Raw genomic sequence first — 21,791 nt, 5'->3', positions numbered from 1 at the left:
ACAGGCGCACCGGGCGTCCTGGCGGGCCGGAATCCGCGGATCTAGCGTTGCGGCATGTCACGATCGCCCGAAGACCGCATCTCCAGCCTGCTGGGCCGCACCCGCCGCGATGGTTGGGACCCGGCCGACGAGGATCCGGAACTCGCGGACCTCCTGCCCGCCACCCGCCCCGTCCCCAGCCGTCGGGTGCTCCTCCTCATCGGCGCGCTGGTCCTCGCCGCCGTCATCGGGCTGCTCCTGTTGCGGTACCTCAACGCCCCGCCACAGACCACTACGGAGGCGCCGGCCCCGATCGTGACCTCCACTGCCGGGCCCACGGCCGACCGGGCCGGTGCCGTGACCGTCCACATCGTCGGCGAGGTGGCCCGGCCCGGTGTGGTCGAACTGGCTGCCGGGGCGCGCGTGGCCGAAGCCCTGCGGGCCTGCGGAGGGATGACGAAGAAAGCCGATGAGGCCTCCATCAACCAGGCCCGCATCCTCGTGGACGGGGAACAGATCGTCGTCACACCCCGCGGGTCGCCGCCGACCGGCCGTGCGGAGAACAGCGCGGTGTCCGGAACGCAGAACAACAGTAGCGTCGACATCAACAAAGCGGGAGCAGCGGAGCTCGAGGCGCTCCCCGGCATCGGACCCGTGACCGCCGCAGCGATCGTCGCCCACCGCGAGGAACACGGCCCCTTCACGAGTGTGGACCAACTCACCGAGGTCTCCGGCATCGGTCAGAAGACAGTCGAGGGGCTCAAGGACCGCGCCCGGATATGAGACGGCGTCACGCACCCCGGGACCCTGACTCCGCCGGCGGACGGCTGAGCGCGGCGCTCCTGCACAGGGCGGCCACCTGGCGCCTCCTGGTGGCTACCGTGGCCGCCTGGTCGGCGGCGGCAGTACCGGGGAACCCCCGCCACACCGCTCTGCTCGCCGTGGTCTGTGCGATCCTGGCCGCGCTCGCACTCCGCCGGCGGCGGACCCGTCCGGCGGCGTGGGCGGCCTCCACCTGTTTGCTGGCGTCGCTGGCCGCGGGTCTCGTCGCGGCCCACCTGCTCGCCATGCCGACAGGTGACGACCACTACCGGGGCGCGGCCCTCATCGTGTCCGACCCCGTGCAGACGCCCGGCGGTATGCACCGGGGATCGGTTCACACCCCGCGTGGTTCACTGGAGATTCTGAGCCGTGCCGGACTCCCGCCGGCGGGCAGCCGCATCATGCTCGACGCCGACCTGAAGACAGCCGGGCCGCGCATTACGGCATTCACCGACAGCCGGCCCGCCACCCTCGGTCCGCCCGGTGCTCCCTGGCGTCTGCGCGCGCACCTGCGCAGTTTCCTGGCGGATGCCGCGGGTACCGGGCACGCGGGCACCCGCCTGCTGCCTGGCCTCGTGATCGGCGATACCGCTGCGGTCGACGAACTGCTGGCCGAACAGATGAAGATCGTCTCCTTGAGCCATGTTATGGCCGTCAGCGGGGCCAACATCACCCTCATCACGGTTACCGCGGTCTGGGTCCTACGCCACCTGACCCGGCGCAGGGGCGCGATTCTGGCCGTCTCCACTGCCATCGGCCTGGCCTACGTCTTCATCGTCGGACCGGAACCATCGGCCCTCCGCGCGGCCGCCATGGGGTTGGCCGGCACCCTGGCCCTGGCCCGGAAGACCGGCCGCAATACCCCTGCCGTGCTCTGCACCGCCCTGCTCGTCCTCGTCATCGTCGCTCCACAACTGGCCGTCAGCGCGGGCTTCATCCTCTCCGCTGCTGCCACCGCGGGCCTGATCGTGCTGGGCCGGCCCGTTACGGACGCCCTGCGCCGGGCCCGCCTGCCGCTTCCGGTTGCCGCGGCACTGGCCGTTCCACTGTGCGCGCAGATAGCGGTGCTGCCGGTGCTCGTGGCCCTGGGTTCGGCACCCAGTGCATGGTCGGTCGTGGCAAATCTGCTGGCGGGGCCCGCGGTGGCCCCTGCGACCATTCTGGGGCTCGGCGCGCTGGTCTGCGGCCTCGGTTCCGGTGTGCTGCCTGGCATCGACTGGTGTGGGTGGGCGCTGGCCCAGTTGGGCGCATTGCCGTCCTGGTGGATCGCCGAACTCGCTCGGATCGGTGCGGAGCTGCCAGGGGCCGTGCTGCCCTGGCCGGCGGGTCCCCTGGGCCTGGCACTGGCCGGACTGATCACTGCGGCCTTCGCCGCAGCCTGTCTCCGCAGGCTGCGGCTGTGGCGTTGGAGCCTGCCCGTGGCAGCGGCGGCGCTGGTTGCCGGCCTGGTGCTCCCGCTGGCGCCCCGGGCCCAGCTCGGACACTGGACGGTGGCAGTCTGCGATGTCGGTCAGGGCAGCGCCACCGCGGTCTCGTTGGGCCCCGGCCGGGTTCTGTTGATCGACACCGGGCGCGACCCCGCCGCAGTCGACTCCTGCTTGCGCGATTTGCGGGCCGAGCACGTCTGGGTCGCCCTCTCACATTTCGATGCGGATCACGTGCAGGGGCTGTCGGGCGCGGTCAGGGGGCGTACGGTGGAAGCACTGTGGATCAGCGCGCCCCTGGCCGACGATGACCGCGCCCGCCGTGCCGAGGCGATCACCGGACGGTCGGCACAGCCGTTGCGCGCCGGTGCCGCGTTCTCGCTGCCCGGTACCGAGGTATCCTGGCGGGTCCTGTGGCCGCGTCCCGACAGCACCGTCCCGGCAGCCGACGGCCGGGTGGCCGACGGGAACGCCGAGTCCCTGGTCTTCCTGATCATGGTGGCCGACCGCACCGTACTGGTCCCCGGCGATATCGGAGCCGCTCAACAGCGTCGTCTCGCCGGCACCTTCGGGCGGGTGGACGTCCTCATCGCCCCACACCACGGATCGGCCGATATTGATCCGGGTTTCTTCGCTGGGGCGGGTCCGGCCGCCGGCGTGGTCTCGGTGGGGGAGAACCGCTACGGCCATCCGACCCGGGCCGCGCTGGAGGCCTTCGGACAGGTTCCGGTGCTGCGCACCGACGTGTGCGGCACGATCGTCCTCGATGTCGACGGTGGCCTGCGGGGAACCCGTGGTTGTGGGGGATGACGGGCGTGTCCGGCCATGGCACTACGCTTGGGTATGTGGCAGCGAAGAATGCGAGATCCGCGAAGAAATCGAACCTGATTCCCTGGCAGAAGGCGAAGCCGGCGCCCGTGATCCTGATCTCAGGTCCGGAAGCGGTGCTGGTGCGCAAAGCTCAGGACCGTCTGGTGGGCGCCGTGCGCAAACAGGGGGATTTCGAGACGACCCGGCTGGATGCGGCCAGGTGCGAACGCGGGGATCTGCTGCAGGCCTGTGCGCCCTCGCTGTTCTCCGCGGACAAGCTCGTCATCGTCGACAATCTGGCGGGGATGTCGGACGCGTTCCTGACCGACGCCCTGGCCTATCTCGACGATGTCAACGAGGACGCGGTGCTCATCCTCAAACACTCCGGTGGCAACCGTGGGGCGAAGCTCACGAAGGCCCTGGAACGTGCCGGGTATCCCGCCGTCGACGCGTTGGCGGTCAAGACGGAGAAGGACAAACACGACTTCGCGGCCAGGGAGTTCACCAGGGCCGGGCGCAAGATCGACCCCCAGGCGCTCGAGGCCCTGCTGGTGGCCACCGGATCCGACCTGAGCGAACTGGACGCCGGGATCGACCAGTTGGTGGCCGATACCGATGGCGTCATCACGACCGAACTGGTCGATAAATACTACGGCGGGCGGGTGGAGGCCACGGGGTTCAAGGTCGCCGATGCCACGGTGGCCGGCCACACCGCCGAAGCCCTGACCCTGGTGCGCCACGCCCTGGCCACCGGCACAGATGCCGTGCCGATCGTCGCCGCGGTAGCGCTCAAACTGCGTCAGTTGGCGAAGGTCCAGGGGCTCAGCGGTTCGGTGGGGGAGAACGCGGCGGAACTGAAGATGGCGCCCTGGCAGATCGATCGGGCCAAGCGGGACCTGCGCTCGTGGAACCAAGTGGCGCTGGGGGAGGCGATCCTGCATGCGGCAGCCGCCGACGAAGCCGTCAAGGGCGGTGGTCGCGACCCCGTGTATGCGGTCGAACGGCTGGTGTTCAGGGTCTCCCAGCTGGCGCGGACCCGACGGTGAAACCACATCGGCGCCGTCACCCGAGGTGACGGCGCCGATGGTCTCCAGGGGTCGAACCCCCATGGGCCGAACAGCTGTTCAGCGGATCAACGATCAGAGGGCGTTGACCTGCTTGGCCAGCTTCGACTTGTGGTTGGCCGCATTGTTCTTGTGCAGCACACCCTTGGAAACGGCCTTGTCCAGCTTGCGCGAAGCAACCTGGAGAGTGGCCTGTGCCTCGTCCTTCTTACCGGCAGTGATGTTCTCACGGACGGCGCGGATGGCGGAACGGACCTCGCTGCGCACGGACTTGTTGCGCAGGCGGGCCTTTTCGTTCGTGCGGATCCGCTTCATCTGGGACTTGATATTTGCCAATTTAGTACCTTTGCTTATCGGCTTACATTTGGTCGTGAGGGCTCCCGGACGACTGCGCGGGCCCGCTGCGGGGAAACACAACGGCCCCAGACGTACCGGGGTGATTCCGCCCGACCACGGCGAGACACACGCCTTGGCGGATACACAATCACCTATTCTACATGGCGGACCGGCTGCGCAGGGCTCAGCGGATGTGCTGTGCGCGACTAGCGCCGCGGCCGCTCATTCGATGTTCTTGGCAACCAGCGAGTAGAGCTCCATCGGGAGGATGGCGCCCTCCCTGCGCACCCCGGATGGACTGATCCGGATGATCCGATCGAGCCGGATCTCCGAAGGCCGCCGCTGCGCGTCCCAATCGCCCGCGCCCACATTGAGCCAGCGGGCGTTGCGGGTCTCGTCGATGTCGCCGACCCCGCCGGGCACGTGGTCCTTGCTCGAGAGCATGAGGCCCAGCAGCCAGCGTCCGTCGTGGCCGACGATCAACACCGGACGGTCCTTGCCCTGTCCAGGGTCCTCTTCGAAGGGCACCCAGGCCCACACGACCTCGCCGGGATCGGCGTCGCCGTCCAGGTCGGGGGCGTACTGGGGCTTGACCGTACCGGTGAAATCACCAGGGTAGCCCCCGGACGGGCGGTGCGGGAAGCCCTGTTTGGGAGCGGAGCGCTGCGCGGTCCGACCACTCTGATAATCCTCGCGCCCGGTGACCGCGGGGGTAGTCCGTCCTGTGTTCTGCTGCGCGGCGCGCGGGGGCTTGGAACTGGTGTCCCCACGGGTGTCCTTGTCGGTGTCGCGAGCGGGTCCGGTGAGCAGGCCCGCGACGCTTTGGCGGGTCTTCGGATCCTCGAGCGCCTTCCTGGCGAGCTTGACGCCCTCCTTGGCCCCGGCGCGCAGCAGTCGATTCCCTAGCTTCTTCCAATCCATGTCCTCAAGGTTATGTGTGCGCACCCGGTTCGTGAAACAATGGGATGTCCCATCGAGTAAAGGAATGAACGCCACATGCCCCAGGTGAGTGAGGCGTCAGCCGCGCGAATTCGCGTCGCCGCCACGCCCAGCGAACTGATTCGCAATTTCTGCATCATCGCCCATATCGATCACGGGAAGTCGACCCTGGCCGACCGGATGTTGCAGATCACCGGCGTCGTCAAGCCCCGCGATATGCGCGCGCAGTACCTGGACCGGATGGACATCGAACGTGAACGCGGCATCACGATCAAATCCCAAGCCGTTCGCATGCCATGGGAGGTCGACGGCACCCCGTACGCGCTGAACATGATCGACACCCCCGGTCACGTCGACTTCACCTATGAGGTCTCCCGCTCGTTGGCCGCCTGCGAGGGCACTCTGCTGCTGGTCGACGCGGCACAGGGTATCGAGGCCCAGACCCTGGCGAATCTGTATCTGGCGCTGGAGAACGATCTGGCGATCATCCCCGTGCTCAACAAGATCGACCTGCCGGCGGCGCAGCCGGAGAAGTACGCGGAGGAACTGGCCAATCTGATCGGCTGCGAGCCCGAGGACTGCCTGCGCGTGTCCGGTAAGACCGGCGAGGGCGTGGACGCGGTGCTCGACAAGATCGTCGGCGAGGTCCCCGCGCCGGTGGGCGACCCCGATGCGCCGGCCCGGGCGATGATCTTCGACTCCGTCTACGACACCTACCGCGGGGTCGTCACCTACGTCCGCGTGGTCGATGGCAAGTTGGCCCCGCGCGAGAAGATCGAAATGCTCTCCACCGGCGCCACCCACGAACTGCTGGAGATCGGCGCCTCGACCCCGGAGCCTCACCCCTCGGATGGACTGGGCGTGGGCGAGGTCGGTTACCTCATCACCGGCGTCAAGGACGTCCGCCAGTCCCGCGTGGGCGATACCGTGACGAATGCGCGCAAGCCCGCAGAAGAGGCCCTCGGCGGCTACCGGGATCCCAAACCGATGGTGTTCTCCGGGTTGTTCCCGATCGACGGTTCGGACTATCCGGACCTGCGCGATGCCCTTGACAAGCTCAAGCTCAACGATGCCGCCCTGGTCTACGAACCGGAGACCTCGGCCGCCCTGGGCTTCGGCTTCCGCTGTGGTTTCCTGGGCCTGCTGCACCTGGAGATCATCCGGGAGCGGCTGGAGCGGGAATTCGGCCTCGACCTCATCGCCACGGCCCCATCCGTGGTCTATCAGGTGACGCTGGAGGACGGCAGTGCCCGCGAGGTCACGAACCCCAGCGAGTATCCCGACGGCAAGATCAAAGAGGTCCGCGAACCCATGGTCAAGGCCACGATCCTGACCCCCAGCGAGTTCGTGGGCGCCGTGATGGAGCTGTGTCAGTCCAAGCGCGGACAGATGCAGGGGATGGACTACCTGTCCGAGGACCGTGTCGAATTGCGCTACCGGATGCCGCTGGCCGAAATCGTCTTCGACTTCTTCGACCAGCTCAAATCCCGGACCAAGGGCTACGCCTCGCTGGACTACAACGACGACGGCCAGGCCGCAGCGGACCTGGTGAAGGTCGACATCCTGCTGCACGGGGACGCAGTGGACGCGTTCTCCGCGATCGTGCACAAGGACAAGGCCTATGCCTACGGGGTGGAGATGGCCGGGAAGCTGCGCGGCCTGATCCCGCGCCAGCAGTTCGAAGTGCCGATCCAGGCGGCCATCGGCTCGCGCATCATCGCGCGCGAGACCATCAGGGCTATGCGCAAGGACGTGCTCTCGAAGTGCTACGGCGGCGATATCAGCCGTAAGCGCAAGCTGTTGGAGAAGCAGAAGGCGGGCAAGAAGCGGATGAAGATGGTGGGTTCCGTCGAGGTCCCGCAGGAGGCCTTCATCGCAGCCCTGTCCTCCGATGGCGGCGGCTCCAAGGACGGCAAGGGCAAGGACAAGTAGGGTGCCGGCCCAGCCCATCGGCGACATCCCGCCGCTCACGGGCGCTCTGCCCGCCGGCGTGGCACAGGGCAGTGCACAACGGACCTGGAGCGCCTACGTCCACGTGCCCTACTGCCGCGTGCGCTGCGGGTACTGCGATTTCAACACCTATACCTCGACGGATCTGGGCCCCGGTGCGAACCGGGAGGACTTCCGGGCGGGGATCGCCGCGGAAATGGACCTTGCCGCAGGAGTGCTCAACCGGGCGGGGGTGGCGAGGCGGCCCCTGGACACCGTGTTCTTCGGCGGCGGCACGCCCACCCTGCTGGCGGCCGAGGTGCTGGCCGGCGTGCTGCAGGACCTGCAGGAGCGCTGGCCCCTGGCCGCCGGGGCCGAGGTCACCACCGAGGCCAACCCCGACACCCTGACACCTGCGTACATCGACACCCTGGCCGCCGCGGGTTTCACCCGGATCTCCCTGGGCATGCAATCGGCGGTGCCGCACGTGCTGGAGACCCTGGATCGGACCCACGATCCGCGGCGCATTCCCGAGGTCGTGCAGTGGATCAAGGCCGCCGGCCTGCAGGTCAGCCTCGACCTGATCTACGGCACCCCGGGGGAGTCACTGGAAGACTGGCGGCGCTCTGTGGAAGTCGCCCTGGCCAACGAGCCCGACCATATTTCGGCGTACTCGCTGATCGTGGAGCCCGGCACCAAGATGGGGTCGCAGGTGCGCCGTGGAGAACTCCCGATGCCCGATGAGGACGATCTGGCCGATAAGTACGAACTGGCGGACGCGCTGTTCGCGGCCGCTGGACTGCACTGGTACGAGGTCAGCAATTTTTCTACTGGCCCGGATACCCGCTGCAGGCACAACCTCGCCTATTGGCAGGAGGGCGACTGGTGGGGGTTCGGCGCCGGCGCCCATTCGCATGTGGGCGGCACCCGATTCTGGAACGCGAAGCATCCGCGTGCCTGGGCGGCCCGGCTGGCAGCGGGCCAGTCCCCGGCAGTGGGCCGGGAAGTCCTCGGACCGGACACCCGGGAAGTCGAGCGGATCATGCTGGCAGCGCGGATCGAACATGGCCTGCGGCGCGATTCGCTGCCGGATGGGGCCACGGCGTACCTGAACCGGTTCGAGCGGATGGGTCTGTTGGAGGACGATCCGATCTGGTTCGCGCCCACTGTCTCCGGGCGCCTGATGGCCGACTACATGGTCAGGGAATTGAGCGATCTGCTGATCTGAACGCCATGCGGCGGCCCCGGCACAGAACACCGAGGGCCCCGGAGTGATTACTCCGGGGCCCTCGGTTGCGCAGGTGCGGCTCACACTCGCGGTGCGTTCACTTGATGAACTGGATGGTCATGGGGTAACGGTATCCCTGGCCCTTGTTGGCGGCAACAGCCTGCAGAATGCCGAAGACGATCTGCACGATTGCTGTTGCGAAGTAGAGAATCCCACCGATGCCGAATGTGACCACTGTGATGATGGAGATTGCAGCATTGGCAATGACAATGGTGATCCCGAAATTCAGCGCCTGCCTGCTGTGTTCCCTGACGAATGCTGACTCATCTTTCTTTACAAGGAAGAGGATGAGGGGCACGATCCAGCCGGTCAACAATTGTCCGATCCCAACCCACAGGCTTGTGGTGCGATCGTTCGGGCTGGCCCGCCAGAAGGCCTCGGAGCCCTCGCCGTAGACGCCCTCGGGCAACTGGGTCGAGGCCTGCGGGCCGGTGAAGGGCTGCTGGCCCGGCTGGTAGTAGGACTGGGCGCCGGGCTGTCCATAGCCCGGCTGGCCGTAGTTCTGTTGCGGATTCTGGGCGTAATCCGGGTTCTGCCCGTATCCCTGTCCGTAGTTCTGTCCGAGAGCGTTCTGCTCGGGCTGTTCGTTGTGGGGGTCCTGACTCATGGTCTTCCTCCTCGAATCGGCTGCGGGACGGTGTCGTACTGAGCACACCCTACCCGGCGCACCACGCCGGGTACCACATGGGGTTTGGCAAATCCGGCGCTACGAGTGCTATTCAAAGCCTTTTCCAAGGTCGGGGCGCGTGTTCAGGAGTGCCCGACTGTGACGAAGTCGATGAGTTCCTCGACCCGGCCGGACAGCGCGGGATCGACATCTCCCATGGTGCTCACACTGCGCAGGATCCTCGCCCAGGCCCTGGCCGTATCGCGGTGGTCGGCGTGGGGCCAGCCGATCCGGGCCAGGGTGCCCAGTTTCCAGTCCTCGCCCCTGGGGACCTCGGGCCAGGCCCGGATGCCGACCACCGCGGGTTTGACGGCGGCCCAGATGTCGATGAACGGGTGACCGATGATGTGGACGCTGCCGGAGTAGGCGCGGTGGGACATGACCTCGGCGGCGATTCTGGACTCCTTCGAGCCGCTGACCACGTGGTCGGCCAGCACTCCGACCCGGTGCTGCGCATCGGGCCGGAACTCGGCGAGCCGCTCGGCGAGCACGTCGAGGCCGCCCAGGGGTTCGACGACCACGCCCTCATAGCGCAGGTCCTCGCCCCAGATCTTCTCCACCAGTTCGGCATCGTGCTTTCCCTCGACCCAGATCCGGCTGGGCCTGGCCACACGGGCGGGGCTCTCGGGTACTGCGATCGACCCGGAGGCGGTCCGCCCCGGAGGGGGCCCCGCCTGGGTCCGGCGCGCTCCCGGTGCGCCATCGGCACCGATCCTGTATTCGGGTCCCCTGTGCTTGGGCCGGGTTAATTCGACCGGACGGCCGTCGATCCAGAAGCCTGCGCCCAGTTCGAAGGCGCGCCGCGTGCCCATGCGGTCCTCGAGCACCACGGAGAAGCCCCCGGGGGCTTTCTGCACCTGCAGTATCGCGCCGACGAAACCGGTGGCGACCTCCTCGACGACCAGGCCGGGGTCGGCGGGCACCTTTTGGGAACTCGGCCTGCGGTGGGCGCTGCGGCCTCCGGAGAGCACATCGCGGCCATAGGGATCGGTGAATGTCACCCCACCAATCTAGCTCGGTTCCCCGTTCGGGTGTGGGAGCCACCCGATGTGAGCGACGATATTTTGGCCCGCAGGGTCCGCGGCGTAGAATTGGCACTCCGGGTGTTCGAGTGCCAATGTGGGGGACGCAGCCGCCGACACCGTGTCAGTTGAGGAGGGGCCGTGAACGACGACCGCAGGAATCGGGTATTGCGGGCGATCATCGAGGACTACGTGGCGACCAATGAACCGGTGGGCTCGAAGGCGCTGGTGGACCGGCACGGGTTGAGGGTGTCCCCGGCCACTATTCGCAATGACATGGCAGCGCTCGAACAGGACGGTCTGATCGCCCAGCCCCACACCTCGGCCGGCCGGATTCCCACCGATAAGGGCTACCGCGTGTTCGTCGACAGACTCGACGACGTCAAGCCCCTGTCGACGGCCGAACGCCGTGCCATCTCCCGGGTTCTCCAGGCACCGGTCGACATCGACGATATGCTCGAGCGCACCGTTCGGCTGCTCTCGGGGCTGACCCACCAGGTCGCGCTCGTCCAGTACCCGACGGCCTCGCAGACCCGGGTGCGCCACGTCGAACTGGTCGAATTGACTCCGGGCCGCCTGCTGGCGGTCCTCATCACGGATTCCGGCCAGGTCGAACAGCGCGTGGTCGACTTGGGCGATGACGTGGTGCCGGTGGATCCCACGGCTCTGCGCGATGGTGTCAATCGGGCGCTGCGCGGGGTCCGGCTGGCCCGGATCGACACAGCCCTGGACGACCTCCAGGTGCCCGCCGAGCACGCAGCGGCCGGCGCCCGGCTCGCCGAGGTGCTCAAGGACCTGGCCCGACTCGGCAGGCAGGACCGTCTGTTGATGGCGGGCACCGCCAACCTGGCGCGCGCCGGCGGCGAGTTCTTCTCGCAGATCGCCCCGCTGCTCGACGCCTTCGAGGAGCAGGTCGTGCTCCTGCGGCTGCTGTCCTCGATGGCCCAGGATTCCGAACCCGTGGCGGTGCGGATCGGTCATGAGAACGACCTGGAGTCCTTCTCCTCGACCTCCGTGATCGCCAGTCCCTATGGGGGGCCGGAAGCCGGGGCCAGGCTGGCGGTGCTCGGCCCCACCAGAATGGATTACCCGACCACGATGGCCGCGGTGCGCGCGGTCGCCAAGTACGTATCCGTGATCCTGTCCGACTAGGCGGGCGCGGAGACAAGCATCCGATACGACTCAAGACGAAGGAAACACGTGAGCGATCACTATGAGACCTTGGGCGTGGCGCGCGACGCGGCGCCCGAGGAGATCAAGAAGGCCTACCGGAAGTTGGCGCGCAAGCTCCACCCGGACGTCAACCCCGGACACGAAGAGGAGTTCAAACAGGTCTCCGTGGCCTACGAGGTGCTCTCCGATCCGGTCAAGCGCAGCAACTACGATAACGGCGGTGGCGAGTACGGCCAGGCGGCCGGTGGTTTCGGCGGCGCCGGCTTCGGGGGCTTCGGCGATATCTTCGAGACCTTCTTCGGTGGGGGAGCAGGAGCCGGCCGTGGCCCGATCCCGCGCGCGCAGCGCGGTCAGGACGCCCTGGTCGACCTGCAGATCGACCTGCGCACCGCGGTGTTCGGGGGGACCGAGGAACTGTCGATTTCGACCGCGGCCCGGTGCGAGACCTGCGACGGCTCCGGCTGCCGCCCCGGTACCGACTACGACACCTGCTCGCTGTGCCACGGGCAGGGCTCCGTGCGCCAGACGACCCGCACCCTGCTGGGCAATATGGTGACGAACCAGCCGTGCTCGAACTGCCAGGGTTTCGGCACCGTGATCCCCGATCCGTGCAATTCCTGCCATGGCGAGGGCCGTGTGCGCACCGAGCGCACGCTCAGCGTCAAGATCCCCGGTGGAGTCCGCGAGGGCACCCGGATCCTGTTGACCGGGCAGGGCGAGGTCGGGCCATGGGGCGGCCCCGCGGCGGATCTGCACCTGGAGGTCGCCGTCGCCGAGGACCCCGTGTTCAGCCGTGATGGCGATAATCTGCGCGCTACCCTGCGGGTGCCGATGACGGCAGCGGCCCTGGGCACAAGCGTCACGGTGGACACCTTCGACGGGCCGCGCGAGGTCGACATCGAGGCCGGCACCCAATCGGGCACGCAGACCCGGCTGGCCGGCCTGGGCGCAACCCGGCTGCGCCGTAACAGCCGCGGCGATCTGGTCCTGACGATTCTGGTGCAGACTCCGCAGAAGGTCACCGAGGAACAGCGGGAGCTGCTCGAGCGCCTCGCCGGAATGCGCGGCGAGCACGATGCCTCCGGCCTGGTCGATGCCAGTGCCGAGAAGCACGCCAAGGGCCCCTTCTCCCGCCTGCGCGACAAGTTCGCCGGACGCTGAGGCGCGCACATGACAGCTCCCGTTTTCCTGTCGACCTTCGCCCAGCCGGGCGCCGTCGGCGATCTGCTGGGTTTCGGCCCGGAAGTGGCCGGCCATGCCGTGCGCGTGCGCAAACTCGGCCCCGGCGCTGAGGTGGACATCATCGACGGCGCCGGTCTGCGGTTGAGCGGAGTCATCGAGACCGCGAGCCCGGAGGCACTGAGCCTGCGGGTTCGCACCTGTGTGCAGGAGCCCGCCCCGCGCCCCGCACTGGTCCTGGTCCAGGCCCTGGCCAAGGGCGACCGCGATCTGGCCGGGATCGAGGCCGCCTGCGAGGTCGGCGTCGACGAGGTCGTGCCGTGGGCGGCCCAGCGCTCGATCGTCGACTGGCCGGCGAAGAAGGCCGCGAAGTCCCATGCGAAGTGGCTCAACACTCTCCGGGCGGCCACCCTGCAGGCCCGCCGGTCCAGGGTCCCCGTTCTGCACGACTTGGTCCGTGGCACCTCGCTGGCCGGCAAGCTGGGGCCCGGCGATGCCTGCATCGTGCTGCACGAAACAGCGCAGGAGCACCTGCCGCGGGTATTGGCACAGTTGCCCGAGGACCTGGAGAGGATCGTCTTCGTCGTCGGACCCGAGGGCGGGATCTCCGATGCCGAGCTCGCCGCGCTGCAGGCGGCCGGAGCCCGGCCGGCGCTGCTGGGCACGACGATTCTGCGGGCCTCGACCGCAGGACCCGTCGCACTCGGCATCGCCCAGGTCGCCCTGGGCCGTTGGGCATGATTCCGGGCGTGGCCGGGACCGGTAGACTGGGCGCGGAATCCGGCGGGCTCATCAGGAAGGACAACCCCCTGCACACTCAGTCAGCAGACACGACCCCCAGCACCACGGAGACTCCGGCCGAGGCCGTCACGGTGCGCATGAGCATCGGAGCCCAGGTCGACCCCGTCGCGATGTTCGGTCCAGCAGATGCGGGACTGCGTCGCCTCGAGGCCCTGGCCGGCGACACCCGGTTCCATGTCCGTGGCCATGACGTGACCGTCACCGGATCGCAGGCGAATGTCGACGCAGCGGTCCGCGTCCTGGGTGAAATGCGCAAACTCGCGGCGGCGGGCCAGCCGAACGATCCGGAGACCGTGGAACGCCTATGGGGCGAGCCCGCGGCAGGCGCCGACGTCCTGGGGGCGAACATCCTGTCCCACCGGGGCACGTCGATCAGGCCCAAGACCTTCGGCCAGCACCAGTACGTCAATGCGATCCGGAACCACACGATCACCTTCGGCACCGGCCCGGCCGGTACCGGGAAGACATATCTGGCCATGGCCATGGCCGTCACCGCTCTGCAGCACCGTGAGGTGGCGCGGATCATCCTGACCAGGCCGGCCGTCGAGGCGGGGGAGCACCTGGGCTTCCTGCCCGGTTCCCTGGACGAGAAGATCGACCCCTATGTGCGGCCGCTCTACGATGCACTGCACGATATGATCGATCCCGACCACATCAAGACGCTGTTGGACACCGGGGTCATCGAAGTGGCGCCCCTGGCCTATATGCGAGGGCGCACCCTCAACGACGCCTTCATCATCCTCGATGAGGCACAGAACACCACCTTCGAACAGATGAAGATGTTCCTGACCCGGCTGGGCCTCAATTCGACGATGGTGATCACGGGCGACACCTCGCAGGTCGACCTGCCGGGCGGCACCCGCTCTGGGCTGCGCGCGGCCGGCGACATCCTCTCCGGCGTCGATGACATCGCCTTCATGGAACTGACCAGCAAGGACGTCGTGCGCCACCGCCTGGTGACGGCGATCGTGGACGCCTACGACCACTGGACGCTGGCGCACACGCCGGGGGAGAACCATCCGCGCAACAAGGGGAGAAGAAGCCGATGAGCATCGAGCTGGCCAATGAGACCGATTCCGCGGTTGACCTCGACGAGGTCCACCGGCTGTGCACGCATGTGCTGGCGCAGATGCGGATCAATCCGCTGGTGGACGTCTCGGTGACCTTCATCGGCGATGCGGCGATGGCCGATCTGCACATGCGCTGGATGGATCTGCCCGGCACCACCGATGTGATGTCGTTCCCGATGGACGAGCTGCGGCCCGGCGAACAGGGCGAGGGAGTGCTGGGCGATATCGTCATCGATCCCGGGGTGGCGCGCCGGCAGGCGCTGGCCGCCGGGCACTCGACGATGGACGAGATCCTTCTGCTGACCGTTCACGGGATGCTGCACCTGATGGGGTTTGACCACGCGCAGCCGCAGGAGAAGGCGGAGATGTTCGGGTATCAGCGTCAACTGCTGTTGACCTGGTTCGCCGAACGCGAACCCGGCCGGACCTCGATTCCGGAACCCACGGAGGACTAGGTGACGATCCTCTGGTTCTTCCTGGCGGCGCTGGGCGCGCTGGGCCTGGCGGCCTGCCTGGCGGCGGTCGACGCCGCGCTCTCCGTGGTCAGCCATCATGAGATCTCCGACCTGGCCGCCGAGGGCAGCCGGGCCGCCGACCGGACCCTGCGGATCCTCGGCGACCTGCCAACCCACCTCAATGTGCTCATCTTCACCCGGATGCTCTTCGAGGCCGGGGCCACGGTGTTCATCGTCTATGGCTACACGGGTGCATTCGGGCAGGCCTGGGAGGTGATGCTGGCCAGCGTGCTGACCGCTGCGATCGCGGTGTTCGTGATCTCCGGGGTCTCGCCGCGCACGATCGGCCGGCGCCGCTCGACGCAGGTCAGCCTCGCCCTGTCCGGAGTCGTCTTCGGACTCCGCCGGGCGCTGGGGCCTGTGGCCAGGGTGTTCGTGTGGCTGGGCAATATGCTCACCCCCGATCGGGTCTATCGTGACGGTCCCTTCGTCTCGGAGTCCCAGCTGCGCGATCTGGTCGACCGGGCGAGTGCCGGAAACGTCATCGAGGACGATGAACGCGACATGATCGAAAGCGTGTTCAATCTGGGCGACACCAGGGCCTACAAGGTGATGGTGCCGCGCACCGACCTGGTCGTGCTCGACGCCGAAACGCCGCTGCGCAGGGCGCTGAGCCTGTTCCTGCGCTCGGGCTTCTCCCGGATCCCGGTGATTGGCGAGGATATGGACGATGTGCGCGGGGTGCTCTACCTCAAGGACGTGGTCAGGCGCGTCCACGTCCATCCCGAGGACGATGCCGAGCCGGCCTGGATGCTGGCCAGGCAGGTCCCCTTCGTCCCGGACACGGTCGCCGTCGACGCGCTGCTGCACCGGATGCAGGCCGAGAGCCGGCACGTGGTGGTCGTCGTCGACGAATACGGCGGTACCGCCGGGGTCGTGACCATCGAGGACATCGTCGAGGAGATCTTCGGCGAGATCGACGACGAGTACGACCATCAGGATGCCGACATCGAAGAGCTCGAACCCGGGACCTTCCGCGTTTCCGTGCGCATGCAGATCGAGGACCTGGCCGACTTCTTCGACGTCCGCATCGATCAGGAGGACGTCAGCACGGTCGGCGGCCTGCTCACGACGCTCATCGGGCTGGTGCCGATCGCCGGATCCACGGCGCAGATCGCCGGTCTGCGGATCACCGCCGAGGCCGGACAGGGCAGACGCCACCGCGTCGAACACGTCATCATCACCCGTGTGGGACCTCCGGCCGCACACACCGAGGAAGGACAACACCAATGAGCCTATTCGCCGAAGTCCCCGAGGGCTTCCGGGCCGGCTTCGCCTGTTTCGTCGGACGGCCCAATACGGGCAAGTCGACCCTGACGAATGCCCTGGTCGGCGCCAAGGTGGCCATCACCTCGGCCAAACCGCAGACCACCAGGCACACGATCCGCGGGATCGTCCACCGGCCGGATCATCAGACCGTATTGGTGGACACGCCAGGGCTGCACAAACCACGGACCCTGTTGGGGGCCAGGCTCAACGACCTGGTGGCCATGACGTTGTCCGAGGTCGATGTCATCGGGTTCTGCCTGCCGGCCGATGAGAAGATCGGCCCCGGCGATCGCTATATCGCAGCGGAGTTGAAGAAGGTGGCCGGGCGCACCCCGGTGGTCGCGTTGGTGACCAAGACCGACAAGGTCTCGCGGGAGGAGGTCGGCGCAGCACTGCTGGCCGTCGGTGAACTCTACGACTTCGCCGACATCGTCCCGGTCTCGGCCGTGGGCGACTTCCAGGTCGATACCGTCGATCGGGTGCTGTCCGAACACCTGCCGGACAGCCCGCCACTGTACCCCGACGGGGACCTGACCGATGAACCCGAATCCGTGCTCGTGGCCGAGCTGGTCAGGGAGGCCGCCCTCGAAGGGGTACGCGACGAATTGCCGCACTCCCTGGCTGTGCAGGTCGAGGAGATGGGCCCGCGCGAGGGCAGGCCCCAGGACCGCCCCCTGTGGGACGTGCACGTGAATCTCTATGTGGAGCGCGACAGCCAGAAGGCCATCATCATCGGTCGGCGGGGCACACGGCTCAAGCAGATCGGGTCACAGGCGCGCTCGGAGATCGAGGCGATCCTGGGCACGCCGATCTATCTGGACCTCCACGTCAAGGTCGCCAAGGACTGGCAGCGGGATCCCAAACAGCTGGGCCGTCTGGGCTTTGACTTCTCCTAGCGGATCCGGTGGTCGGGCCCCCGGCTACACTGGTTGCTTGTGAGTTCTACGACTGTGCACCTGATCGACCGTAATCCCCGGGTCAGCCCGGACGAACTGGTGGCGGGGCTGGTGCCCCCGCCGCAGTTCGAGAACGTCTCCTTCGACTCCTACCGACCGGACCCGACGCAGCCGAGTCAGAGCGCTGCGCGGGACAAGCTGAGCGATTTCACCGGTGCCGGCGCGAAGCGCCCCGGCCTGCTGGGCCGGCTCTTCGGCGGTAAGAAGGCCCCGGCCGTTCGCGGGGTGTACCTCGACGGCGGCTATGGTGTGGGCAAGACCCACCTGCTGGCCTCGGCCTGGCACGCCAACGACAAGCCGGCTGCCTTCGGTACCTTCGTCGAGTACACGAACCTGATCGGCGCCCTGGGATTCCAGCAGGCGAAGACCGTGTTGTCTGGGATGCGATTGGTGTGCATCGACGAGTTCGAACTCGACGATCCGGGTGACACCATGATGATGACCCGCCTGATGCGGGAGATCGCCGATGCCGGGGTCAAGATCATCGCGACCTCCAACACCCTGCCCGGTGCGCTGGGGGAGGGACGGTTCGCAGCCCAGGACTTCCTACGCGAGATCCAGGCGATGGCCGATCAGTTCGAAATCCTCTCGATCGACGGCGATGATTACCGCCACCGTGGCGCACCCACCCCGCCCGAACCCCTGGATGCGCAGGGCCTGTCCGACTATGTCGGCACGGTCGACGGCGAGGTCGCGGTCGACGATTTCGAGGCGCTGTTGGAACACCTGCGACAGGTCCATCCATCACGGTACGGGCGTATGCTCGGCACCGTCACGGCTGCGGCCTGGTCGAATGTCGCCACGATCCCCAGTCAGGATGTCGCACTGCGCTTCGTGGCACTGGTGGACCGGATGTACGACCGCGCCGTGGAGATCAAGAACACGGGAGCCCGGCTGGATGCGGTTTTCACCCCCGAGATGCTGGCCGGCGGATACAAGAAGAAGTACCTGCGCTGCCTTTCGCGCCTGACTGCGCTGGCCAACGCGGAGTCCTGAACACGCGGGGTCGGCTCACCGGTACTCAGTCGAGCAGGGTGAGGTGGGCCAGCCGGGCGGGGACCCAATCGGGGATCCCCGCCAGGCGCAGCACACCCCAGACACAGGCGCACACGCACACGCACGTGGCGGTGCCGATCAGCAGACCCACCCAACGGGGTTGGGCTGCCAACCAGCGCGTCCAGACATGGAGCTTCAGGCGCGCCCAGCACAGCAACCGGTGCGCCCAGGCGAACTCGCTGGCGATGACCGCGATGCCGCAGAAGACCACGAGCCAGCCGGGTCCGGGCAGTGGGACCATGATGAGGCCGGCGACGATGACGAGTGCCCCCACCACACCGACGCTGACACGGTAGACCCGCGAGACGTGTCGGTTGGAGTGGATCCGGCGCCGGGTGCGCAGCGCATGCAGGCGGGTGACGCGGAACCACTGGGCCCGTGTGGCCGGCACACCGCGCGTGGGGCGCGCCGCGGTGGGGGAAGCCGGTGCCGGTACGCGGGTGTCCGCAGGGGGGATGACCGGGCGGGTGGTCGCCTCATCGGTGCTCATAGTCGGCAGTTTACTGGTCCACGGTCGTGGTTTCCCGGGAATCCGGTGGACGGTCGATGAGATCCTGCGCGTTGAATGCCCACCCTTCGGCATCTCTGTGATCAGGGTCATGTCCACACGATTTGGCATGTGCGGATACCGTCGTATAGAGTTTAATTTCGTTGCGAGGCAAGCCGAAAGGCGGCCGGAACGACATGCGGATGTGGCTCAGTTGGTAGAGCATCACCTTGCCAAGGTGAGGGTCGCGGGTTCGAGTCCCGTCATCCGCTCGGTTGCCCTACGGTGTAACATGGGCGCGATTGGCGCAGCGGTAGCGCGCTTCCCTGACACGGAAGAGGTCACTGGTTCGATCCCAGTATCGCGCACGGTGAAGAGATTCACTGTGATAATAGAATATGCATGATTCGATCATGCGCGATTGGCGCAGGGGTAGCGCGCTTCCTTCACACGGAAGAGGTCACTGGTTCGATCCCAGTATCGCGCACGATGGTGTCGGAAGTCATCGACGCCAGTGTGAACAGTGCGGATGTGGCTCAGTTGGTAGAGCATCACCTTGCCAAGGTGAGGGTCGCGGGTTCGAGTCCCGTCATCCGCTCGCGTGGGGTTCAAACCCCGGGCACAATCATGCGGATGTGGCTCAGTTGGTAGAGCATCACCTTGCCAAGGTGAGGGTCGCGGGTTCGAGTCCCGTCATCCGCTCGCGTGCCGGAGTTTCAGACTCTTGGTAGTGGGTTCGCAACCCAACCTGGTGGCGTGGCCGAGAGGCGAGGCAGCGGCCTGCAAAGCCGTATACACGGGTTCGAATCCCGTCGCCACCTCGTAACAACTGAATAGCTCGTCATGAGCGCGATTGGCGCAGCGGTAGCGCGCTTCCCTGACACGGAAGAGGTCACTGGTTCGATCCCAGTATCGCGCACACACAGTGTGCTCAGTCAAGCGGTCCTACGGGGCCGCTTTTTTGTATGTTCGCCCGGTTCGTGGGCCCCCGAACGCAGTCGGGTAGGGTAGTGGTGCATCGTCCGCGATCCCGGTGGCCCCTTGATCGGCGCGGCATCCCTACCAGGTTCTTGTAGACGAGGAAGTATTCGATGAGTCAGCCTTACGATCCCAATCAGCCCAACCCGTATGGGGTGCCGCAGGGCAGCGGTCCGACGGATCCGTACGCGGGACAGAGCAGCCCGTATGGGCAACCGCAGGCGGACTACGGAACTCAGGCGTATGGCACCACCGGCGATTATCAGGGCGGTAATTACGGGGGAGGGGACTATCCGCCGTATGGTCCGACCGGTTACCCCGGAGGTCCGCAGGGCCCGCAGGCGGGTTCGGAGAAGAACGGCGTCGGCCTCTGGGCGATGATCCTGGGCCTCGTCGGCATCCTCATCTGGTTGGCCGGCGTGGTCGGTCTGATCCTGGGCTGCATCGGCCTGAAGAATGTCAAGAACGGTACGGCGAACAACCGGGGACAGGCGCTGACGGGTGTTATCGCGGGCGCCATCACCACGGTGCTGGGCCTACTGGGTACCATTGTGCTGATCGTGGGCGTGGTCGTGGGACTCGGCGCTGCGAGCAAGGCCGAGGAGTGCAGCAACGAACCCGGCCACTACTGGTCGAGCTCGGAGAACACCTGCAAGGAGTCCACCGCCGACGGTTACGGTCAGCCGACACAGGCCCCGGCCGCCGCCCCCGGTGGGGAGGACGATCAGGCAACGGCGCCCGCTGCGCAGCCGGCCCCCGGCGACGACGCGGTGGAAGCCGAAAACGGCACCGCCGAATTGGCCAAGGGCGTCAGCATGTCGGTCAAACTGTCCTCCTTCACCGCAAGCCAGTCGGCGCAACCGCAGGACATTGCGGGCAAGCAGGTGACCCTGGCGACGGTGACGCTCAAGAACACCACCAGCAGCACGTACAAGCCCTCCTTCCCGATCGCGAAGTGCAGTTATGGCGGTAAGGAGTGCAAGGCTGTCACCGACTTCAAGGACGGTGAACTGATCAGCCAGCTGAGCTTCACCAAGGAGGTCGCGGCCGGCCAATCCCGTACTTTCGAGGTTGCCTATACGGTTCCGGCCGATCAGCAGAAGGACGTAGCGCTGGAGTATCGGTTCGTCGGCGGTGCCGATGGCAGCAAAACCCTGAAGTTCACCTTCGCCGGCTGAGATGACCGGCAGGGGTGAGACTCCGGTGGCCGGAGTGATTCGTGGGCTGCTCGGGCTGGCGGGCCTGGCAACGGCCCTGGCCGCGGGCTGGGGTATTGCGACGAGTCGGTTCGATGCCCTGGTCATCGGCTTGGGGGCCGCAGCCGTGGTGCTGGGGACACTGGCCGGGGTCGGCCGGGGCCGGCGTACCGCGTGGGTGGCTGGGTTGACGGCCCTGTCGGTGGGGCTGGGCTGCCTGACCATGGTCGGCCAGGTGGGGTTGTCCATGGCGGGGATGTTCGGTCATGAGGTCCCCGGGTACCATTTCAACGCCGCTCATAAACGGCTGGGTACCGATGAGGCCGACGAGCCACGGGCGGAACCCTCGCCCACTGCACAGGGGACTCGTCCGCAGACGGGGATCGACTTCCCGCAGGACGCACATCGGGCACACCTGAACTCGGGTGTGACCTTGCGCACGGCGGTCCGTGCGGAGTCCGCTCCGGACGACGCCCAGCCTGGGAAATATGCGGGTAAGACCGTCGCGATGGTCTACGTGCGCATCGTCAACGACTCGAAGCGCTCCTATTCCCCCGGCTATCCCGCAATGTACTGCCGTGCCGCAGGGGAACACTGCTATGACGTGTACTCGGAAGCCATGGCGCTCTCCGGCGTCGAACCCTTCAACGAATCGATCGCCCCCGGCAAGTCGAAGACCTTCCGAATGGCCTACGCGGTGCCCAAAAAAGCGATCGGTTCCCTGGACCTGCGGCTGACCTTCGACGGTGCCCGCGACAATCCCTACCGCGTGCGCGGATAGAATCGACGTATCCATTAGAGTCCGACTCTCATCACCTAGGAGTACATCCG

At 67.2% G+C, this 21,791-nt stretch carries 20 protein-coding genes and 7 tRNA genes; 22 read left to right on the top strand and 5 right to left on the bottom strand.

Annotated elements, in window-relative coordinates:
• The first annotated feature begins 54 nt into the window (after window positions 1-54).
• Genes NQ036_RS01605 through holA form a run of 3 tightly spaced genes read left to right on the top strand, consistent with a single transcriptional unit; the run spans window position 55 to window position 4,081 of the window.
• On the top strand, window positions 55-762 hold the full coding sequence (locus NQ036_RS01605; protein WP_257046492.1) for a ComEA family DNA-binding protein: 708 nt from the start codon (window positions 55-57) through the stop codon (window positions 760-762).
• Entirely contained in the window at window positions 759-3,035 is a 2,277-nt protein-coding gene (locus tag NQ036_RS01600) for a ComEC/Rec2 family competence protein (RefSeq protein ID WP_257046491.1), read from the top strand. The genes NQ036_RS01605 and NQ036_RS01600 overlap by 4 nt, the downstream gene beginning before the upstream one ends.
• Before the next feature lie 35 nt (window positions 3,036-3,070).
• On the top strand, window positions 3,071-4,081 hold the full coding sequence (gene holA, locus NQ036_RS01595) for a DNA polymerase III subunit delta (RefSeq protein WP_257046490.1): 1,011 nt from the start codon (window positions 3,071-3,073) through the stop codon (window positions 4,079-4,081).
• 93 nt (window positions 4,082-4,174) lie between these two features.
• Here holA and rpsT read toward each other — a convergent pair whose 3' ends face one another.
• Together rpsT and NQ036_RS01585 are read right to left on the bottom strand one after the other, a co-directional pair.
• Window positions 4,175-4,435, bottom strand: coding sequence for a 30S ribosomal protein S20 (gene rpsT / locus NQ036_RS01590; RefSeq protein ID WP_257046489.1), 261 nt, complete (start codon window positions 4,433-4,435; stop codon window positions 4,175-4,177).
• 222 nt (window positions 4,436-4,657) lie between these two features.
• A complete protein-coding gene (locus NQ036_RS01585) occupies window positions 4,658-5,356 on the bottom strand; it encodes a type II toxin-antitoxin system PemK/MazF family toxin (RefSeq protein WP_257046488.1) in 699 nt (232 codons plus the stop codon).
• A 75-nt stretch (window positions 5,357-5,431) separates the two neighbouring features.
• Between NQ036_RS01585 and lepA the strand changes: the two genes are divergently transcribed.
• On the top strand, window positions 5,432-7,306 hold the full coding sequence (lepA, locus tag NQ036_RS01580; RefSeq protein ID WP_257046487.1) for a translation elongation factor 4: 1,875 nt from the start codon (window positions 5,432-5,434) through the stop codon (window positions 7,304-7,306).
• Window position 7,307: 1 nt separating this feature from the next.
• Window positions 7,308-8,531 carry a radical SAM family heme chaperone HemW gene (hemW, locus tag NQ036_RS01575; protein WP_257056874.1) on the top strand — a complete coding sequence of 408 codons (1,224 nt, stop codon included), beginning with the start codon at window positions 7,308-7,310 and terminating at the stop codon, window positions 8,529-8,531.
• Window positions 8,532-8,628: 97 nt separating this feature from the next.
• Here hemW and NQ036_RS01570 read toward each other — a convergent pair whose 3' ends face one another.
• Both NQ036_RS01570 and NQ036_RS01565 read right to left on the bottom strand, forming a co-directional pair.
• Entirely contained in the window at window positions 8,629-9,198 is a 570-nt protein-coding gene (locus tag NQ036_RS01570) for a DUF4870 domain-containing protein (protein ID WP_257046485.1), read from the bottom strand.
• A 143-nt stretch (window positions 9,199-9,341) separates the two neighbouring features.
• Window positions 9,342-10,259, bottom strand: a complete 918-nt coding sequence (locus NQ036_RS01565) for a DUF3097 domain-containing protein (RefSeq protein ID WP_257046484.1) — start codon at window positions 10,257-10,259, stop codon at window positions 9,342-9,344.
• Window positions 10,260-10,421: 162 nt separating this feature from the next.
• On the opposite strand from NQ036_RS01565, the gene hrcA reads away from it, so the two are divergent.
• The 8 genes from hrcA (at window position 10,422) to zapE (ending at window position 18,239) form a co-directional block, all read left to right on the top strand.
• Window positions 10,422-11,432, top strand: a complete 1,011-nt coding sequence (gene hrcA, locus NQ036_RS01560) for a heat-inducible transcriptional repressor HrcA (RefSeq protein WP_257046483.1) — start codon at window positions 10,422-10,424, stop codon at window positions 11,430-11,432.
• Window positions 11,433-11,480: 48 nt separating this feature from the next.
• Window positions 11,481-12,614, top strand: coding sequence for a molecular chaperone DnaJ (gene dnaJ / locus NQ036_RS01555; protein ID WP_257046482.1), 1,134 nt, complete (start codon window positions 11,481-11,483; stop codon window positions 12,612-12,614).
• Window positions 12,615-12,623: 9 nt separating this feature from the next.
• Window positions 12,624-13,373 (top strand): 16S rRNA (uracil(1498)-N(3))-methyltransferase, encoded by a 750-nt coding sequence (locus tag NQ036_RS01550; protein ID WP_257046481.1) that lies wholly within the window; start codon window positions 12,624-12,626, stop codon window positions 13,371-13,373.
• A 137-nt stretch (window positions 13,374-13,510) separates the two neighbouring features.
• Window positions 13,511-14,482: a PhoH family protein gene (locus NQ036_RS01545; protein WP_306439893.1), complete on the top strand. Its 972-nt coding sequence runs from the start codon at window positions 13,511-13,513 to the stop codon at window positions 14,480-14,482.
• A complete protein-coding gene (gene ybeY / locus NQ036_RS01540) occupies window positions 14,479-14,958 on the top strand; it encodes an rRNA maturation RNase YbeY (protein ID WP_257056870.1) in 480 nt (159 codons plus the stop codon). Before NQ036_RS01545 ends, ybeY begins: the two co-directional genes overlap by 4 nt.
• On the top strand, window positions 14,959-16,251 hold the full coding sequence (locus tag NQ036_RS01535) for a hemolysin family protein (protein WP_257046478.1): 1,293 nt from the start codon (window positions 14,959-14,961) through the stop codon (window positions 16,249-16,251).
• Entirely contained in the window at window positions 16,248-17,183 is a 936-nt protein-coding gene (gene era / locus NQ036_RS01530) for a GTPase Era (RefSeq protein ID WP_257046477.1), read from the top strand. Before NQ036_RS01535 ends, era begins: the two co-directional genes overlap by 4 nt.
• 39 nt (window positions 17,184-17,222) lie before the next feature.
• A complete protein-coding gene (gene zapE, locus NQ036_RS01525) occupies window positions 17,223-18,239 on the top strand; it encodes a cell division protein ZapE (RefSeq protein ID WP_257046476.1) in 1,017 nt (338 codons plus the stop codon).
• 25 nt (window positions 18,240-18,264) lie between these two features.
• Here the strand turns inward: zapE and NQ036_RS01520 are convergent, their stop codons facing one another.
• Entirely contained in the window at window positions 18,265-18,789 is a 525-nt protein-coding gene (locus NQ036_RS01520) for a TIGR02611 family protein (protein ID WP_257046475.1), read from the bottom strand.
• Window positions 18,790-18,985: 196 nt separating this feature from the next.
• Here NQ036_RS01520 and NQ036_RS01515 point away from each other — a divergent pair.
• The 9 genes from NQ036_RS01515 to NQ036_RS01475 all read left to right on the top strand — a co-directional run bounded on the left by NQ036_RS01515 (window position 18,986) and on the right by NQ036_RS01475 (window position 21,741).
• Window positions 18,986-19,058 (top strand) — tRNA-Gly (locus NQ036_RS01515).
• Between the two features lie 24 nt (window positions 19,059-19,082).
• Window positions 19,083-19,154, top strand: a tRNA-Val gene (locus tag NQ036_RS01510).
• A gap of 47 nt (window positions 19,155-19,201) precedes the next feature.
• A tRNA-Val gene (locus NQ036_RS01505) sits at window positions 19,202-19,273 on the top strand.
• 38 nt (window positions 19,274-19,311) lie between these two features.
• Window positions 19,312-19,384, top strand: a tRNA-Gly gene (locus tag NQ036_RS01500).
• A gap of 31 nt (window positions 19,385-19,415) precedes the next feature.
• Window positions 19,416-19,488: transfer RNA gene (locus NQ036_RS01495), tRNA-Gly, on the top strand.
• A 48-nt stretch (window positions 19,489-19,536) separates the two neighbouring features.
• A tRNA-Cys gene (locus tag NQ036_RS01490) sits at window positions 19,537-19,607 on the top strand.
• 26 nt (window positions 19,608-19,633) lie between these two features.
• Window positions 19,634-19,705: transfer RNA gene (locus tag NQ036_RS01485), tRNA-Val, on the top strand.
• Window positions 19,706-19,877: 172 nt separating this feature from the next.
• Window positions 19,878-20,942 carry a DUF4190 domain-containing protein gene (locus tag NQ036_RS01480; RefSeq protein WP_257046474.1) on the top strand — a complete coding sequence of 355 codons (1,065 nt, stop codon included), beginning with the start codon at window positions 19,878-19,880 and terminating at the stop codon, window positions 20,940-20,942.
• 1 nt (window position 20,943) lies between these two features.
• Entirely contained in the window at window positions 20,944-21,741 is a 798-nt protein-coding gene (locus NQ036_RS01475) for a hypothetical protein (protein ID WP_257046473.1), read from the top strand.
• Window positions 21,742-21,791 lie beyond the last annotated feature (50 nt).

It is taken from the genome of Brevibacterium sp. 91QC2O2, assembly GCF_024580695.1.
GTDB lineage: Bacteria > Actinomycetota > Actinomycetes > Actinomycetales > Brevibacteriaceae > Brevibacterium > Brevibacterium moorei.
Note: the sequence above shows the minus strand (reverse complement) of the source record. Positions and strands in the feature narration are given on the sequence as shown.